The organism is Bradyrhizobium sp. ARR65 (assembly GCF_000472385.1).
Taxonomy (GTDB): Bacteria; Pseudomonadota; Alphaproteobacteria; order Rhizobiales; family Xanthobacteraceae; genus Bradyrhizobium.
The window spans coordinates 1-14,554 of record NZ_AWZU01000088.1 but is presented as its reverse complement, the minus strand read 5'-3'; the positions used below and the strand labels follow the sequence as shown (position 1 = coordinate 14,554).

The 14,554-nt window shown below is 56.6% G+C and carries 10 protein-coding genes and 1 pseudogene; 4 read left to right on the top strand and 7 right to left on the bottom strand.

The genetic code is table 11. The features are described 5' to 3' along the window. Window positions 1-927: 927 nt before the first annotated feature. Window positions 928-1,119 (bottom strand): hypothetical protein, encoded by a 192-nt coding sequence (locus F758_RS0141335; protein WP_157450483.1) that lies wholly within the window; start codon window positions 1,117-1,119, stop codon window positions 928-930. Between the two features lie 1,700 nt (window positions 1,120-2,819). Then, a complete protein-coding gene (locus F758_RS0141330; RefSeq protein ID WP_024513283.1) occupies window positions 2,820-3,083 on the bottom strand; it encodes a hypothetical protein in 264 nt (87 codons plus the stop codon). A gap of 359 nt (window positions 3,084-3,442) precedes the next feature. On the opposite strand from F758_RS0141330, the gene F758_RS0141325 reads away from it, so the two are divergent. After that, a complete protein-coding gene (locus F758_RS0141325; protein WP_024513282.1) occupies window positions 3,443-4,492 on the top strand; it encodes a hypothetical protein in 1,050 nt (349 codons plus the stop codon). Beyond that, window positions 4,489-4,992: a GNAT family N-acetyltransferase gene (locus tag F758_RS48970; protein ID WP_084306128.1), complete on the top strand. Its 504-nt coding sequence runs from the start codon at window positions 4,489-4,491 to the stop codon at window positions 4,990-4,992. The genes F758_RS0141325 and F758_RS48970 overlap by 4 nt, the downstream gene beginning before the upstream one ends. Here F758_RS48970 and F758_RS0141320 read toward each other — a convergent pair whose 3' ends face one another. The 4 genes from F758_RS0141320 to F758_RS0141305 all read right to left on the bottom strand — a co-directional run bounded on the left by F758_RS0141320 (window position 4,993) and on the right by F758_RS0141305 (window position 8,168). Then, on the bottom strand, window positions 4,993-5,547 hold the full coding sequence (locus F758_RS0141320) for an ATP-binding protein (RefSeq protein WP_084306126.1): 555 nt from the start codon (window positions 5,545-5,547) through the stop codon (window positions 4,993-4,995). A gap of 14 nt (window positions 5,548-5,561) precedes the next feature. Next, window positions 5,562-5,960 carry an ASCH domain-containing protein gene (locus tag F758_RS48965; RefSeq protein ID WP_084306124.1) on the bottom strand — a complete coding sequence of 133 codons (399 nt, stop codon included), beginning with the start codon at window positions 5,958-5,960 and terminating at the stop codon, window positions 5,562-5,564. Continuing rightward, window positions 5,938-6,987: a GNAT family N-acetyltransferase gene (locus F758_RS0141310; protein ID WP_024513279.1), complete on the bottom strand. Its 1,050-nt coding sequence runs from the start codon at window positions 6,985-6,987 to the stop codon at window positions 5,938-5,940. The genes F758_RS48965 and F758_RS0141310 overlap by 23 nt, the downstream gene beginning before the upstream one ends. Window positions 6,988-7,148: 161 nt before the next feature. Further along, window positions 7,149-8,168 carry a hypothetical protein gene (locus F758_RS0141305; protein WP_157450481.1) on the bottom strand — a complete coding sequence of 340 codons (1,020 nt, stop codon included), beginning with the start codon at window positions 8,166-8,168 and terminating at the stop codon, window positions 7,149-7,151. 2,067 nt (window positions 8,169-10,235) lie between these two features. On the opposite strand from F758_RS0141305, the gene F758_RS48960 reads away from it, so the two are divergent. Next, window positions 10,236-10,538: a hypothetical protein gene (locus F758_RS48960; protein WP_245286760.1), complete on the top strand. Its 303-nt coding sequence runs from the start codon at window positions 10,236-10,238 to the stop codon at window positions 10,536-10,538. 805 nt (window positions 10,539-11,343) lie between these two features. Beyond that, window positions 11,344-13,764, top strand: a complete 2,421-nt coding sequence (locus tag F758_RS46980) for an outer membrane beta-barrel protein (RefSeq protein ID WP_157450479.1) — start codon at window positions 11,344-11,346, stop codon at window positions 13,762-13,764. Between the two features lie 532 nt (window positions 13,765-14,296). Here F758_RS46980 and F758_RS48955 read toward each other — a convergent pair. Then, a pseudogene (locus tag F758_RS48955) lies at window positions 14,297-14,554 on the bottom strand (IS701 family transposase); the annotation flags it as partial.

Below are 14,554 nucleotides of genomic sequence, written 5' to 3'. Positions count from 1 at the left end.
ACAAAACAGCACCGGTTCATATCGGAAGTCTCCGAGTGCCGAGGGACCATCGATCTGGCGAAGAGCATCGAAGTGGACAGCATAACGAGCATCTTCCAGGCGAGCGCCAAGAATAAGCGACGCTCTTTTGCAAAGACTCTCTGCCGACAAACTAAGGTCAATCGCGATCTCGGCTTGGCTGTATTCGCGCCGGATCTTTTCTATTGTCGTGGACTCCAGATTGGCTCGCTGTTCAATCAGNAGCTTCTCGTATCCTGATTGAATCCCTTGCTCGCCACGCAGTTGAAAATATGCCTTCAGCCTGCAGTGCTGCAATGCGCCGATAACTTCGTCTGTTATCCTGGAGGACATCGCGTACCTCCTTTGCCATCTTCAAATGGGGGATGCTTATTGCGCGCGATTATCGCCTAATTCAGGCTCCCAGGACTGTTGGTGAAGTGAGTACAGAGCACGGGTTGGGCAATTCGTGCGAAGAAGCCGCCGAATTTACGATTGAGGAGGAGGCCTGTTGTCGGACCGAACGGCGCGGATTATTTTGTCAACCGTCTGAGTATAGCGATAGACGACCAAGCAAGAGTATTTCTGGTGCGGTGATCCCGCTACGGCCAAATAGTCCCCGATAAGCTCCTGATCTCACTGGTGGGCCCGGCAGAAGTCCCACCCTTCAACAAAATCAATCATTTGATTTTGTCTCGGCGCCACAACGGACCGCAGATGGACCAACGGTTTTTAACGGAGTGTCTAGCCCTTTCCGGCGGTTAAGCAGCGCCGCCACCAACCGGGGGCGGCGTTTTGTGGGCATGGGCCGGTGTACCATGCTTCAGCGATAGCGCCCTAGCCCCGGCATTTGTGGCCTGCTGAACGTTCCCAGCGAAAAGAAAAAGCCCGGCGTGATGGCCGGGCCCGTTGTTGGGCTGGTGGTTAGCGTCACACCCTGGCCTTGGCCTTGGAGCCCGGCTTGACGGTGTCCAGCACCTTGTCGGTGACGGGGTGGCGCAGGCTGACAGGCTTGCCCGAGGTGTTGGCCAAGCCCTGAGCGGTGCGCTCGGCCTTGGCCGGAACGTGGCCGAAGTCCTGATCGGTGTTGGCAAGTGTCACGATCGCGGTATCAAACTTCACGGGTGATGCTCCAAACGGCTGGCCGGGATGGCCATTGCCTGAAGGCGTCATCCACGAACAGCGAACGGGAGGGCAGCATCCTTTTGGATCACCGCCGCCGTCGCCAGGGCCCGCGCGTCGTGGTGATGGTGAAGCGCCGTGACGCAAGTTCTGCCACAGAACTTGACGCTGGCGTGGCCGTCGCCTGCCGCTTCTCACAGTGAGAAGCGGGCTGTCGCCTCCGCGCTGCCTGCCGCCGTCGTGACGCTGGCGCGCGAAATGCGAGCGACGGCGAAAAGGCCGCAGAAATCGCGGGGTTTATGATCAGGCGCGCTTATCCGTGTAACGGCGTCTAACGCGATCAGCTAACGGAATGTGGCGCGGCGGTGGCCGCGCGTGCTCGTCTACGCATCGTGACCTTGGCGTGGCCGTTGCGCGATGTCAGCTGATCCTCCGACAACGGCGCAGAAGCGGACATTGCACAAAGTCCGAGCTCTGCGCCACTTTCTGCAGAGAGGGAGGCTAGCGATGAGCCTCAATAGCAGGGCGGATACGGATAGTATCCACAAGCCCTGCGGTAGCCATACGCTCCGTAAGCCGCAGCTCCCGCCGCCGCAGCTCCGGCCGCTGCCGCACCATAGTAAGCTCGCCGATGCACCCTGCGATTAACGCCTGCTACGCTCATCGGTGTCAGTGGACGCCCAACTCTCGCCTCAGCACGGTCAAGGGATACGGATAACACTTTCGCCGGCGAGTAATGGAGCGACAACGGAGCTGCCGTAAAGAGCGCAGCAGTCACGATCAATCCAAGAAGCTTGGCATTTCTTGTCATGTGTTCTCTCCCTGTAGGGCGATGATCAAACACAAGATGACAAGTCGCCTTGCGTGTCGCCGTTGATCTAAATCAACAGGTGCGGCGCCCAGATTGGGGCCGAGGACCTTGACGTCGTGTGACGGCATCAGTGTTGTGCATCACGGCAAATTTGACACGGCGATGACCGCTATAGGTCGAACCCGGAAATACTCTGATCGAGCGAAAGACTTCTGCCTTGGGCCGACGTCGGCTCTCCGTAAACGTGGGTCGTCAGGGTCCTGTGGAGGTGGTGACCGTGCGCGGGGACCGCGCGACCCCAGGGATGCGAGGATATTTGCCATCGCGCATTTCGGGCTTAATTTTGTGCGGATCGGTACACAACGGCGATACGCGATGCAGACCATGCATGATGCATCTGCGATCTTCGTCTAACACTCGGTGGAGAAGCCATCGATCCGCAAATCGCGTAGTTCCAAACCGCCCGGTGCTGTGATAGCGCAGAGGAAAACAGGAGAAAAAATGTCAGTTCTTAAGCGCGAACTAGCACGATCCGCAAAAGGTCCGGTCAGCAGTAACGAAGACTGGTGGTATCTCTGCCGGGACACAGCCACAGGGAACGTTTTTGTCGTTCACGAATGGGCGCATACCGACGTAACCAAATCCGGCAAGTCAGATGTCGGCAGCACTCACATCGAATTGTCTAACTTTCTCGCGGAAACTAGACCGAGCGCTGCGCAAGTGGAGCTGCGGAGGCTAATCGGATCGCTTGTTGACGGCGGCCCGAGGCCCTGAAGGCAAGGAGCTGCCGCGTATGTCTCAGCTTCTTTCGCAAGCGGCTTCGTCAGCCCGTGATCACTTACTCTGCTGCTTGATCAACCACAGCCGGTAAGCTTCGTCCTCGTAGGGATCAGGCGCTGTCGGCGGCGGGATCAGCTTCGCCCGCCGCTCCCAGGATGAGGGCAAGATCGGCATCCGCAAACATCAAGCGAGCCGGATCGAACGGAGGGGCGAGCGGCGGCTCTCGGAGCCGACGCCGGAGCCAAGCCCGCAGCTCAAGCCTGTCGAGCCGCACCGCAGCCGCAACGAACGCCTCGAAAAACTTCTGGCGCTGCGCGGCGTCGAGCCGCGCCCAGCCTTCCATCGTCGCCTGGACCAGAGGAACGCGCCGCATCTTGCGTGAACCTTTCAAAAAGCGGAATTCAGCATAGGAAAGCCGGAAATCGGAAATTGCAAATATGCTGGAGTGGCGGCGTGGCGCGTTCCCCGCGTTTTGGGCGGACCCCAAAGGACCCGCGAGGCGGGCTGTAGTCCCTTGGCGAGCCCCAGGGGCCACGTAGCGTCGCTTGCAGATCCTCTTGGGTTCGCCATGGGTGCGGGTGCGTGCAGGAGGAGAATGGCGCCCCCGGGCCTTTCCCTGGTCCGCAGGACCCGCGATGCATCAACAGACGGTACTTCAGCTTTGTTGCGCTCCACGTTTCTACAATCTACGATACGTATGATTCTGGGCGGGCAGAGGAATAATTAATCCCCATGGCGACACTCGGCAGCATGGCCGCTTGGTGTACTCACCGTGCTGGCCAGAATGGCGCGTCTGCAGAGATTCATTTCAACTACTGGCGTGTTGCTCAGAAGCGAGGCATTTTCCGCTCGGCCGATCCGCCGCGCGATTTCGCGGAAATTGGAGCGCTTATTTCGCACCCCGAAAAAATCGAAACAATTCGAATATTCCTACCGTTTAGCCTCGGTGACGGAGATCTGCACGATTGCGGTCCTCACTTTAAGCGGGTCGAGATCGCTCAAGGCATCTTCAATGAACCGTTGACGTGCAACGTGGTGGGACCGCCTGGCCCCGCGCACGTCGAACTATTGAAGGGCGGCGAAAGGTTTTGCCGGGTTCATCTGTTTCCAGCACAAAACAATATTATCGATAGCAATCAACTTACTCGAAAGGCCGAGAACGGCGGCACGCTAATCACGGTGACTCGCGAGGCGTTAGATGAAATCTGCCATCAACTGCCCGAGAATTGCCCTGCCTACATTCGTCTCAGGGCGTTTGTGCCAGAGGGGGAGTCGAGCCCATTCGTGGAAGTGACATCACCGAAAGACCGATTCTTTCAGAGCGGGTTCGACGAAATAGAATGCGTTGACTTTCGGCTAAATGAAGCGAGAACTTTACCCCAGCGCATTGAGAGCCTGATGAGGACGCCGCCGCAGGAACATGCAGTGGCCCTCACTAGAGTCGCCTTCCTGACCGCGATACCTGTGGCGGCCGAACTCACTGGAACAAGTATAGCTGCTCACAAAAATCGTGTTTTGGAGCGACAGATTTGGAACGATTATGTTGGGAGGAAACTACCGGTCGGCATGATGGTCTACCACTGGCGCAACGAACGAAACCCAGTGCTTGACTTCTCGGCCTTCGTAAAACTCCGCATCCGTCGCTCCAACTTTCGGATCGTGTTAACTTACCTAGTCATTGCCTTTGTGTTTGGCGTACTAGGCAACCTCGCCGCCTCGGGCATCGAAAATTGGTTCGGATCATCAAGCAGCGCGGCCTCTGACAAAGGAACAACGAAATGAACACCATATCGCTGGTTCCGCCAGGTCATCTCTACGCTCCCCTCTTCTTGAGCGATTCCAATGGGAGCCCGCTAACTCCTGCCGAAAGCGAGGCATTGGCATTTCTATTGCCGCTTTCTCGCGACTATCCGGACTTACCTAACTGGTTTCGGCTCAAGGTCGTGCCGGGACTTCGAGCTGGTACGCGAAAGCTAATCTGCATAGAGCGCCAAGCACAGTTGGTTGCTGTAGGGATTGGAAAGTACGAGGATAGCGAACGAAAAATTTGCACTGTCCGCGTGGCCCCTTCACACTTCGGCAAAGGCTTCGGTTTGAGATTGTTCGATTCTCTGTTGAGTTGGCTGGATACTGATCAACCACACCTTACTGTGAGTGAGTTAAAGTTGCCTTCGTTCGAAAGGATATTTGATCGATACGGATTTAGGCATACGTCCAGCCATATCGGCCGTTACGTTCCAGGAGTCGCGGAGGTGTCGTATAATGAAACGGCTATCCTGTAGTCATTGATCGAGGTGCAGGACGTTTCGGATCGCCTCGTCAAGCTCGAAATCAGCCGATACAGTCTTGATGGCCAACGGAATCCTCAGCATCTTGGCGTAGTTGCAAGTCAAATCGCGAATTGCACTCATTTGGCTTATGATTTCGGCCGGTGTTCGGGCCGGCCTAAACCGACTATCGTTCCTTCGCCGGGAATGTACTTGTGTTGCATCTGCCTCTAAGAGGATGATGCCCGCGGGCCGTAGTGGCTCAATGGCACTGAGCGGAACGTCAACCAAATCATTTCCGTTATCGATGACGTTTTGGGCATCAAGCAACACGTACTCTGTCTTGAGCTCCGATGCTTGCTGCAGCAGGCGTTCCGTGAGCAGCCGCTGGTTGTCCACTATGTCTTCTTTTGACAGACGATTGAGCTGTTCGACAGTGAGGTCTCTTGCGCGACGCAGGACCTCACTCGCACTAATGTAACCGAAGATCGGATTGCGCCTGACAAAGGATGTACAGGCGGTTGTTTTTCCCACGCCTGATATTCCGAAGACAACGATCAATTTTGGCAACTAGATGCTCCGCTTCATGGCGCATGGGGAATCAGATGTTCCGGCATGTACATGAATGACTGTGGTGGCGAAAACCCAACGATGAAATCCTGCGGATCCACGTGCTTTCTAAACGGTCGCAACGTTCCGATTCTAAGAGCGTATCCTAGTTCGCAGCCCGCGAAGTAGTCGTAGAAGTAACTTTCAGAAATGCCGGACCCCTTGCGCGTCTGCCTCCAAAGCCTGCTTGGGCTGGCATGAAGGATTTCGTCTATATCGAACTGACCGACCAATTTTCCAACAGGCTTGGTACAATAAACAAGGATCGTACGAACATCTGTGCGCGCGAAGACTCTTCGACGGTATTCGAATGTCTTCCGGCCGGAGAAAATGCTTTCAACATGGACCGGCTTAATCGACAACAAGGCGAGCACTGACCTTCCCCATTTCTAAAATCGCACGCGCTTGATCGCGCGTTAGTTCGCGTAAGTCCCATCGCGGATGTTCGCTTATTCCGATCTCCTCTAGAAGCCGCCCCCGCGTGATGCGGGTGTTGAAGGCCGAATTGTAGGTCATTCTCGCCACGTAGAGTCGATCTTGACTGTCATACTTGTCACGCAACTCGTCCTTCGAGAATACGCTGTGAGGGCTAGTATACTTGATAAATGATTCTCGGTCTTCGAAGTCCTTTTTCCTCTTGGTCTCTTCGATGACACAAAGAGAGGTGGCGACCGAGCGGTAGAACGCAGGTCCCGCTCCGTCAGTGGTACGGTAAATTATGACGAGATCTCCACGACGCATGCGTGTCAGAGGAACCCCTCCGATGTAGACTTTGTGAATAGTGTTTGTGTGCGACACGTCTTGGACTATGTCGCGCGGTTCGTTCTTCAAAATTGAATCTGGAAGCAGCCGCGAGTGAAACTCTGGATACACGGCGAGCAGCCACGATTTACATCCCCAGGTTCGAAAAAGGGGATAGTCTGAAACTACGTCGCCGAAGAGACCATCCAATGTACGAGCCAAAACCAACTCTGTACCGTCATCTGTTTTCTTTACGCCATACCTCTTGAATCCATATCGCTCGAAAAGCCTGATGAGCTCTGAATGAAGCTCAAACACGGTAACGTAGATGCCGTCTCGATCTTCGTCTAAAGCACGATCAAATATCTTCTTTAGCACTCGTTCGCCTAGCTTGGTCCCTTTTCCATCGATTTTTAGAGTACCGATCTTGAGCCACCGCCTTGAAGGAAGCGGCGGATCAATATCCGAGACGGCACCAGTTTCATGCTTCAAATAGATCATTCCGCTTAGGCGGCTGCCATCATCGATGACGTATAGATCCTCGTCCGCCTTGCTTTTGAACCAAAACTCGAAGCCTTTGTATCCCGCCTTGAGGCTGTCAAAAAAAGGGTCATCGAGTGAAAGCGCCCGGAACTTCGTTGCGCGAAGCTGGCGTGACAAGCAAGGCCCCCCGGTTGTGCATGGGCTTCAAACAACTCTGTGTAGCAGATTCTCATCCGATAAAGCCTCTCTAGGCTCCGCGCCGTTTGACTGTGCACAAAATTCGAGATCGATGAGCCACAGCGGATCGGGACAAAAACGAGGACACGTCCCCCATCATTTCATTGAATTATCTGAATTTTTTGCGCTAGCGCTTTCCCTGCGTAGGACCCGCGCGATCGGTCGTCGGAAAAGGGACGGACGCGCCAGCGAGGCCGCCTCTCCGGTTCCCCATCAACGCGGCTCAACCAGAACACGGGCATGCTCGGGACTTGTCCCGGATGGCGTAGCGCGTGGCACGACAACCGATCGAAGGCCAAGCGCCACCGCTGGCGTCGTGTTGTCGGGAAATCGATAACGATCCCGTCGCTGATTTCCGCTTTCCAGATCAGACTGCATTCGGCGCGCTCGCATTCCATCATCTGTTCGCGCAGCTCTGTCGCCCGCTTCGCTTCATCCAGCGCCTCGCCATCCCTCGCGGCCTGCTTGATCTCGTCGGTGACCTTGGCGATCAGCTCACGCTTGAACAGCCATGCCACCAGACCGGCGCTGTTGATGGTTTCTTCACTGAAAGCGACCGCGGGTGTCGCGCCACCGCGCACCGTCGAAGTCAGCCACATGGAAGCGAAGCCGATCGGCGACAGGTGGTCGATGATGTTCTTGCAATCGGGCGGGGTGGCCATCGCCTCGATTTGCGCGGTAGCCCTCTCGATTGCCATCTTCGAGGGCCACGGAGCCGCGCGAACCTGCTCCAGCTTGTTGGCGAGCTCGGAAAACTGGCGGCGATATCTTTCCACGGCTGTCGCTGCCGTTTCACCTTTCAGCAGCAACTTGTTTACCGGCGCATCTTCGACGGCGACCAGCTCGCAATTGAGAGGGACGCCGCCACTCAACCAATCACTGATAGCGCTCTCCAATCGGGCCACGGCGGTCCAGCGAGCGGTGCGCGCTTCTTTCAGCTTCTCCAACCGAGTCCGTTCGGCAGTGACCCTGTCCAGTTTCTGTTGTTCATCGCGAACCTGCGGCGCGTCAGGGTCGAGACCGAACCCTGCCTCGCCGCGAGGCTTGAGCAGGTCGCGGATACGGTTCTCGTGTGCCAACTTGGCTGTTGTGAGATCGAAAACGTCCTCAAACTTTGGCACCTGGGCATGCAAATCCGCTTGGCCGGCCCCCATGCAATGGTGGGCTAGACGCCTTCGTGATCAGCAGTTCGCCTTTGCGTGCCGATTATCAGCTTTCTGCCGGCCGAAGAGCATGGTCGTCTAGCTGGATCGCGGATGTGGCGGAGCGACTTGAGCAGCCTCCATCCTCTCGCCGAACCGCCCGAGATTGCAGATCGTAGGTGCATGCCACCATTCGTCGTGGGCCCCGGGCTCGGAGCGGAGTTTCACACACATTCCGCCGACAAATTGATCTGGCCTGCAAAAACTTGGCGCCCGCCAGTTTCGAAAACGCACATAACTGGCCGCGGCCGAGTATGCGTTGCGTTCGTACTGACCCACTTGCTTGTGAGCTAGGCTGCCGCGAGATAGAAAAGCGAAATCCCGGCACCCGCGGTCAGCGGTCCGGGATTACGCCGGCATCCTGGGTCTGGAGTTGGGATCAGATGCCGATGCGCATCGTAGGCGAGATGGGAACGCCACGCAAGCAGCGCGGCGCAACATCAACAGCTACCGGTGAGACCACATCTATTGGCTCGTCGAACTTTAGCGGGCCCCACCGCGTGCGGCCCTACGAAGCAGGCACCTGATCAGCGCTGGTCTGTGCTCGGCTCCGAGGTCGGCTCCGAGCTCCGCGGCGCCGCTGCGGCAGAAGCCGGCTGCTCCTGCTTGGGCGGACGCACCACTCTCTTGGCCGGTTTTGCGACAGCCCGCGGCAACGAAGGAGGTGTGTGTAGAACAGGAAGCGAAGCAGTCGCCGCGGAATTCTGCAGCGATTCTATTCTTGAAGTCAGGACTGCGATCTGATCTGCGATTCTCTTGAAGTCGGACTGCCCTGCTTCGATCGTGCGGCTGAGTTCGGCGAGCTCGCTGCCAATTTTCTGCTGTTCGGATTGGAGGTCCGAAAGGGCCGCCCTATCCTCCGCGGATAGACCTGACGTCGGAGCCGTTTCGCTGGCGGCCGATATGTCGAACCCTTTGCCGGGATAAATCCAGAGACAGGCAGCTGCACCGCAGAGGCCAGCGACAAGCACCACCACTCCAGCCAGCAAAGGACCACGGGTTGATGATCTTTGCAGCGCGGCGGGTAACTCAGAAACGGTCGCTTGCTCGATTGTATTCATAGTTCCTCGCTTTCAGCTCCGGTCCGGCCCTGAACAGTCGCTTCTCGTTGAGGCGAAAACAAGCGGCCGTCAAGACTTGGCTTGAGTGGAGACCACGAACAGTTTCCACACCAGGAAAGTTGTCCCCATCGTTTGCGTTCCCACGCAGCGCATGCGATCCGCGGCACCCACATTCTCGCAAGCTTCGAGTCCCTCGCCGCTAGGCATCCCAAATGCACCGCTGCGAATGCGCCATGACTGGTGTCTGCATGCGTACAACTGAGAGCGCAGATTGGTACGTTTCGTACGAAAATGACGCATCAAGAACACACTTCCTATTTGAAGCGCACCACATGCTTGTCGCGCAGCGAACACAATGCTGATCCGATAACTGGAACGGCTACATATCTCGCAGCATCGCGAGCCAACCGGCGCGTCTCTTATTGGAACGATTTGCAAGATGATTCACGATCGCGAACGCCCCCGATGCGATGATGTTGATCAACTGCTTATGGACGCGCATCGCCGTCGCTCAGCCGATCTCGGCAGATGGCTAAAACTCTATCTGGAGCAACGTCGTCGGGCCAAGGCACAGAAACGGTCTCAGTCGGATGAGAGCCTTTGTAGCGGCCCTCCATTGGATATGAGGCGAACCGGCACAACTCATGCATTTATCGTTCAGCTCGAAGATGGCGGTTGTGATGATCACTCTTAGAAAAGTAATTTCTAGCGGCACAAAGGCATATACCGATCTCGACTCGCTCGAGCTCGTGGCTGCGTTCTGCGGTAGCGGGCTCGCGATCTCGCTGCTCGCGGCAGCTTGTGGATTCGATTTGAGTGGCGGACTGTTTTGAAGATGGCTTGGCGAGACCATGACGAACAGAGCGATGCAGATCTACCAGACGCAACATCTCCGCACCGGACCACTGAAACGGCCGAAACCAAAATGCGCGTACCTGACGGCGTTAGTGAGCGCGACAGCCACTGTTTTGAACAACATCCTGAACGTAACCAGACGACAATGACGACCAGCGACGATTTGGCGCTCTTGCGCACTCATGCTAACCGTGTCCACCGTTACCGCCGTTTGCTCAAAACACCGCTGAACGAAATGGACCGCAAATATGTCGAGGCCCGGCTCTCTGAAGAGCGTCGTGCTTTCGAGGCTCTAAAAGCTGCAATTTTTCCGATGACATTTACGTTCCGGGACGCATCTTGCAAAAAGCCGCCGAGTAACCCAACTGCCTGATTCCCGTCCTCACGTTCGAACGGCAGTGGCGACAATTTTGTTAGTTTGGCTCAGCAGCCGCCTCACTGACCGGGCACGGCTGCGCACGCGAATACCCCCATGGGTCGTAGTTCTGCCTGTCATTGACAGCGCCGGCATTCGTGATGCGGCCCAGGTTGTTGTCGTGCCGCAGGATCACGTCACCCGAACCGGTAGTGCGTAGATCGATTTCCGACCATTCGACTTGTAGTCGCTCGCAGCCCTTCTGACGGCCCGGGAGTTTTCAGGGACGTACCAGATCTTTAGAAGATCGCTATACCAACGGCCATGCCGTGCAGCCCCCGATGAGGGCACACTGTGATCAAGTCGCGGCGCGAGTGCAACGGAGCCTCATCGATCTTGTCCGTCTTGTATTCGCCCGCCAGCGCGGCACGCGTCATCAAGGTCAGGGTCAGAGCGGTAGTGCCCAGCGCGTTAGTCGTCCCGGAAAATCAATTCCTTATGCCAGTTCCTTTCGTCGCATGAAGATGTCGTTTCCGGCAGCGCAACAGTCCCGACAAAACAGGGAAGCTCCACGGTGTTGGCTAGCAGCGGAGCAAATGCCGGCCCACTTGCTTGAGGACTGCCGTCCATGAGAGCTGCAACGTAGACAGCTGGTCAGAACGAACGCGCCGCGCGTGCTTTCTTTCCGAACGCAAGCCCGCGCGTGTTTACTATTTGCCAGCATGTTGTTGCGAACACGAGATTCACGCAAACAGGCAAATCACTGCATCAGGTTGGCACAAATTCTGCAGACGTTCGTCTTGAATCAATTCAATCAGGCCGATTGGAATTCTCTGTGAAAATACGAGTGTTGGCATTGGTCTCTGCTTCTGTTGTTTCCGTTCTATCGGTACGCGCAGAGGCAGCGGAGCAAGACGCAAAGCATCTCGTGAAAGCTGCGCCAGTCCCCTCACTTTACAATTGGTCGGGCTTCTATGCTGGAATGAATGTAGGCGCGGCATGGAGCGCTTACGATCTCACGACTTCTGCCATGTTTGCCGGTCCGGGCGGTTATCTTAGCTCCCCGCAGATCTCGGTGGTCAACGCGGCCGGGGTTCAATCGATCAGTTCAACGGGTTTCACTGGCGGCGTTCAGGCTGGCTACAATTGGCAACGGGCCGCGCTCGTCCTCGGTCTGGAATCGGACATAAACTACCTACATCTCAATGGCGCGGCAAACAGCGGCTTTGTCGCGTATCCTACAGCGCCTCTTAGCGCCGGTTTCGTCGTTAGCGCGTACGCGCACAATGATTGGCTCTTCACGCTGCGCCCCCGGCTCGGCGTTGCGCAGAACAACTGGCTGTTCTACGTGACCGGCGGTCTCGCCCTCACTCAGATGCACGATAATTTTCTGTTCGTCGATAACCGTCTCCTTCAAGCGGCTGAGGACGTGAGCACTAAGGTTGGATGGATCGCTGGCGGTGGCTTCGAGTGGGCTTTCGGCAACAAGCTATCGATGAGAGCCGAATATCTCCACGTCAACTTCGACCGTACTGGTGCGGGCGTTAGCCTCCCGGGCCGAATCCAGCAGCCCCTCATCGTTCCGTTCAATCAGAGCAGCAAACTTAGCTCCGACCTCGCGCGTGTCGGTCTGAACTATCACTTCAATGCTCCGGATGTATCAGCGACTGCTTCGGTGAAGACAGGGTCAGTTGAACACTCGCCGTGGGAATTTGATGTCGGATCGAGGCTGTTTTTCAGCACCGGGGCGGTTGGCGCAGCCAATCCGCTGCTTAACGCACCGCCTGAGATCCTTGCGTCGCGCTTGATCTACAGCGGGCTCAACGGCATTTCGGGAGAAACCTTCGCCAGGGCTGACCATGCCGGTGGTTTCTTTGTTAAGGGATTTCTCGGTGCGGGAGATATCAACAGAGGAAGCCTTAACGATGAGGATTTTTTCTCACCCTACTCAAACACTCTGTTATCCGCCATCGGCCACTTGGCCTACGCCAATGGGGACGTCGGCTATACCTTCCTGAAATCGCCGGGCGCGAAAATTGGCGCTTTCGTCGGCTATAATTACTATACGCAGCACATCAACACATTCGGCTGTAGCCAACTCGCCGGGAGTGACATCTGTCGTCCTGGCTTCTCGGACAATTTTCTCGGCATCGCCAATGACCATCGCTTCAACTCCATGCGCATCGGCCTGACTTCCGAGTTCATGCTGACCGATCGGTTGAAGTTCACAGCTGAGGCTGCCTATCTGCCGTGGGTCGATTTCAAAGGTCAGGACGACCACAATGCACGGAAACTGCTGTTGCCTCAAGCTTCAAGCACGGGCAACGGCGTGATGCTTGAGGGCATTCTTGGTTACAAGATCACGGACAATTGGAATGTTGGCATTGGCGGGCGCTATTGGGCCTGGAACATGAAGGATGGCACCGTCGATTTCAACTTTCTGGATCGCCCAGGTACCAAGATCGTTGAACCGGGGAGGTTCAATGCCGAGCGCTACGGCCTCTTCTTGCAGACCGACTATCACTGGGGTGACACGACGGCGGCAATTGCAGCCCCAAGCTTGCCAGTGAAGGGCACCGTGACGCCGTCGCCAATGAGCTGGTCGGGCATCTATGTCGGTGGCCATCTCGGCGGCGGATTTTCGAATGACCACTGGTCGGATCCATTCGGCTCAACCCCTGGCTACGCCGAGGGTTCGTTCAATATTGCGGGCTTTGGCGACAAGATCCATACAACCGGCCCGCTCGCTGGGGGCCAGATCGGCGTCAACTGGCAAAACGAGCAATGGGTGTTTGGCCTGGAAGCCGCCGGCAGTTGGCTGAATCTTCGCGGCGAGAACAGCTGCCTCACCGGAATCGGCGGCGTGAACTGTCAGCGCGTGTTGAACTCGCTGGGGACGATAACCGGTCGCGCCGGCTATGCCTGGAACCGAGCGCTCGTCTACGCCAAGGGCGGTGGCGCCTTGACCAACACCACCTACTTCATCCAGGGAGATACATTCGCATTGGCGCTTGGCACAGGAACGACCAGCATAACCTCTGGAGGTTGGACGCTTGGCGCTGGCCTCGAATATGCCATCACCAATAATTTGACGACGTCCTTCGAATACGACCACATCGGAATTGGCAACGCGACCGTCCCATTCCACACGCTGGCTCTGAACAATGCTCAGAACATCTCCGTAAAACAGTCGATCGACGTGTTCAAGCTGGGCCTGAACTACAAACTGCCGTTTGTTTTCTAACTAGTGGCTCGTCACAGTGGTTTTGACGGTTTGATACCAGCCAGTTTAGGATCAGCAAGTTTTCCGGTGCCACGAGGATTTCGATGCCTGTGGTAGCACCGGCTTGACGGCGAATGAGGCCGCTGCGTTCGAGCGCGACGATCATCTGATGAACTGAGCGCGGGGGAGATGGTCGTAAACCTCCGCCCTCAACCTGCAGCCTCCGGCGCTTGCCTCTCGCGCCGCCGGGACCTCCGGCGCACCATGCCTTGCCTCGAGGCGGATCATCCCGCCGAGCATTGTACGGTTCTTCTTCGTCCGCGCCTCTCCTGCAGAGTAAGCCTCCGACAGGTATGGACAACCTACGATCGGTGCGCTGAATCGACCCGAAGTGGAGACGAGCCGGCGGCGGCGTTGGTCTGAGGAGAAGGCGCCGATTGTTTTTGAAAGCAGGTCCGAGCCGCGTTTCGGTATGGCCTGTCCCGTTCTCTGCTGGCGACCTGGCGAAGAGTCTTAGCACTACTTTGGCAGAATGTGTTTGCGCCACTGTCTTTCAAGGATTTGTTTTCGGCAGTACGGGCACCGTTGAGGCGGCGGCCGAAGCATGAGATCGACGATGGCGTGACGTACGGCGGGCATGGTTGGCTGAGGCGGAGGCCCGTTGATTCTTTTTTTTCCGCCTCGCGTATGCGAGGCGACGATGCTGCAGGAAGGCGTAGGCAATCATTGTCATCAAGGCGTGGCGATGGAGGCCCTGCCATGATCGCCCTTCGAAGTGATCAAGTCCAAGCTCCTCCTTCAACTGCTGATG

Bases quoted from the DNA above. Each gene is read 5' to 3' on its own strand.
- F758_RS0141330 (WP_024513283.1), bottom strand. From the start codon at position 3,083: ATGCGGCGCGTTCCTCTGGTCCAGGCGACGATGGAAGGCTGGGCGCGG.
- F758_RS0141325 (WP_024513282.1), top strand. From the start codon at position 3,443: ATGGCGACACTCGGCAGCATGGCCGCTTGGTGTACTCACCGTGCTGGC.
- F758_RS48970 (WP_084306128.1), top strand. From the start codon at position 4,489: ATGAACACCATATCGCTGGTTCCGCCAGGTCATCTCTACGCTCCCCTC.
- F758_RS48960 (WP_245286760.1), top strand. From the start codon at position 10,236: ATGCGCGTACCTGACGGCGTTAGTGAGCGCGACAGCCACTGTTTTGAA.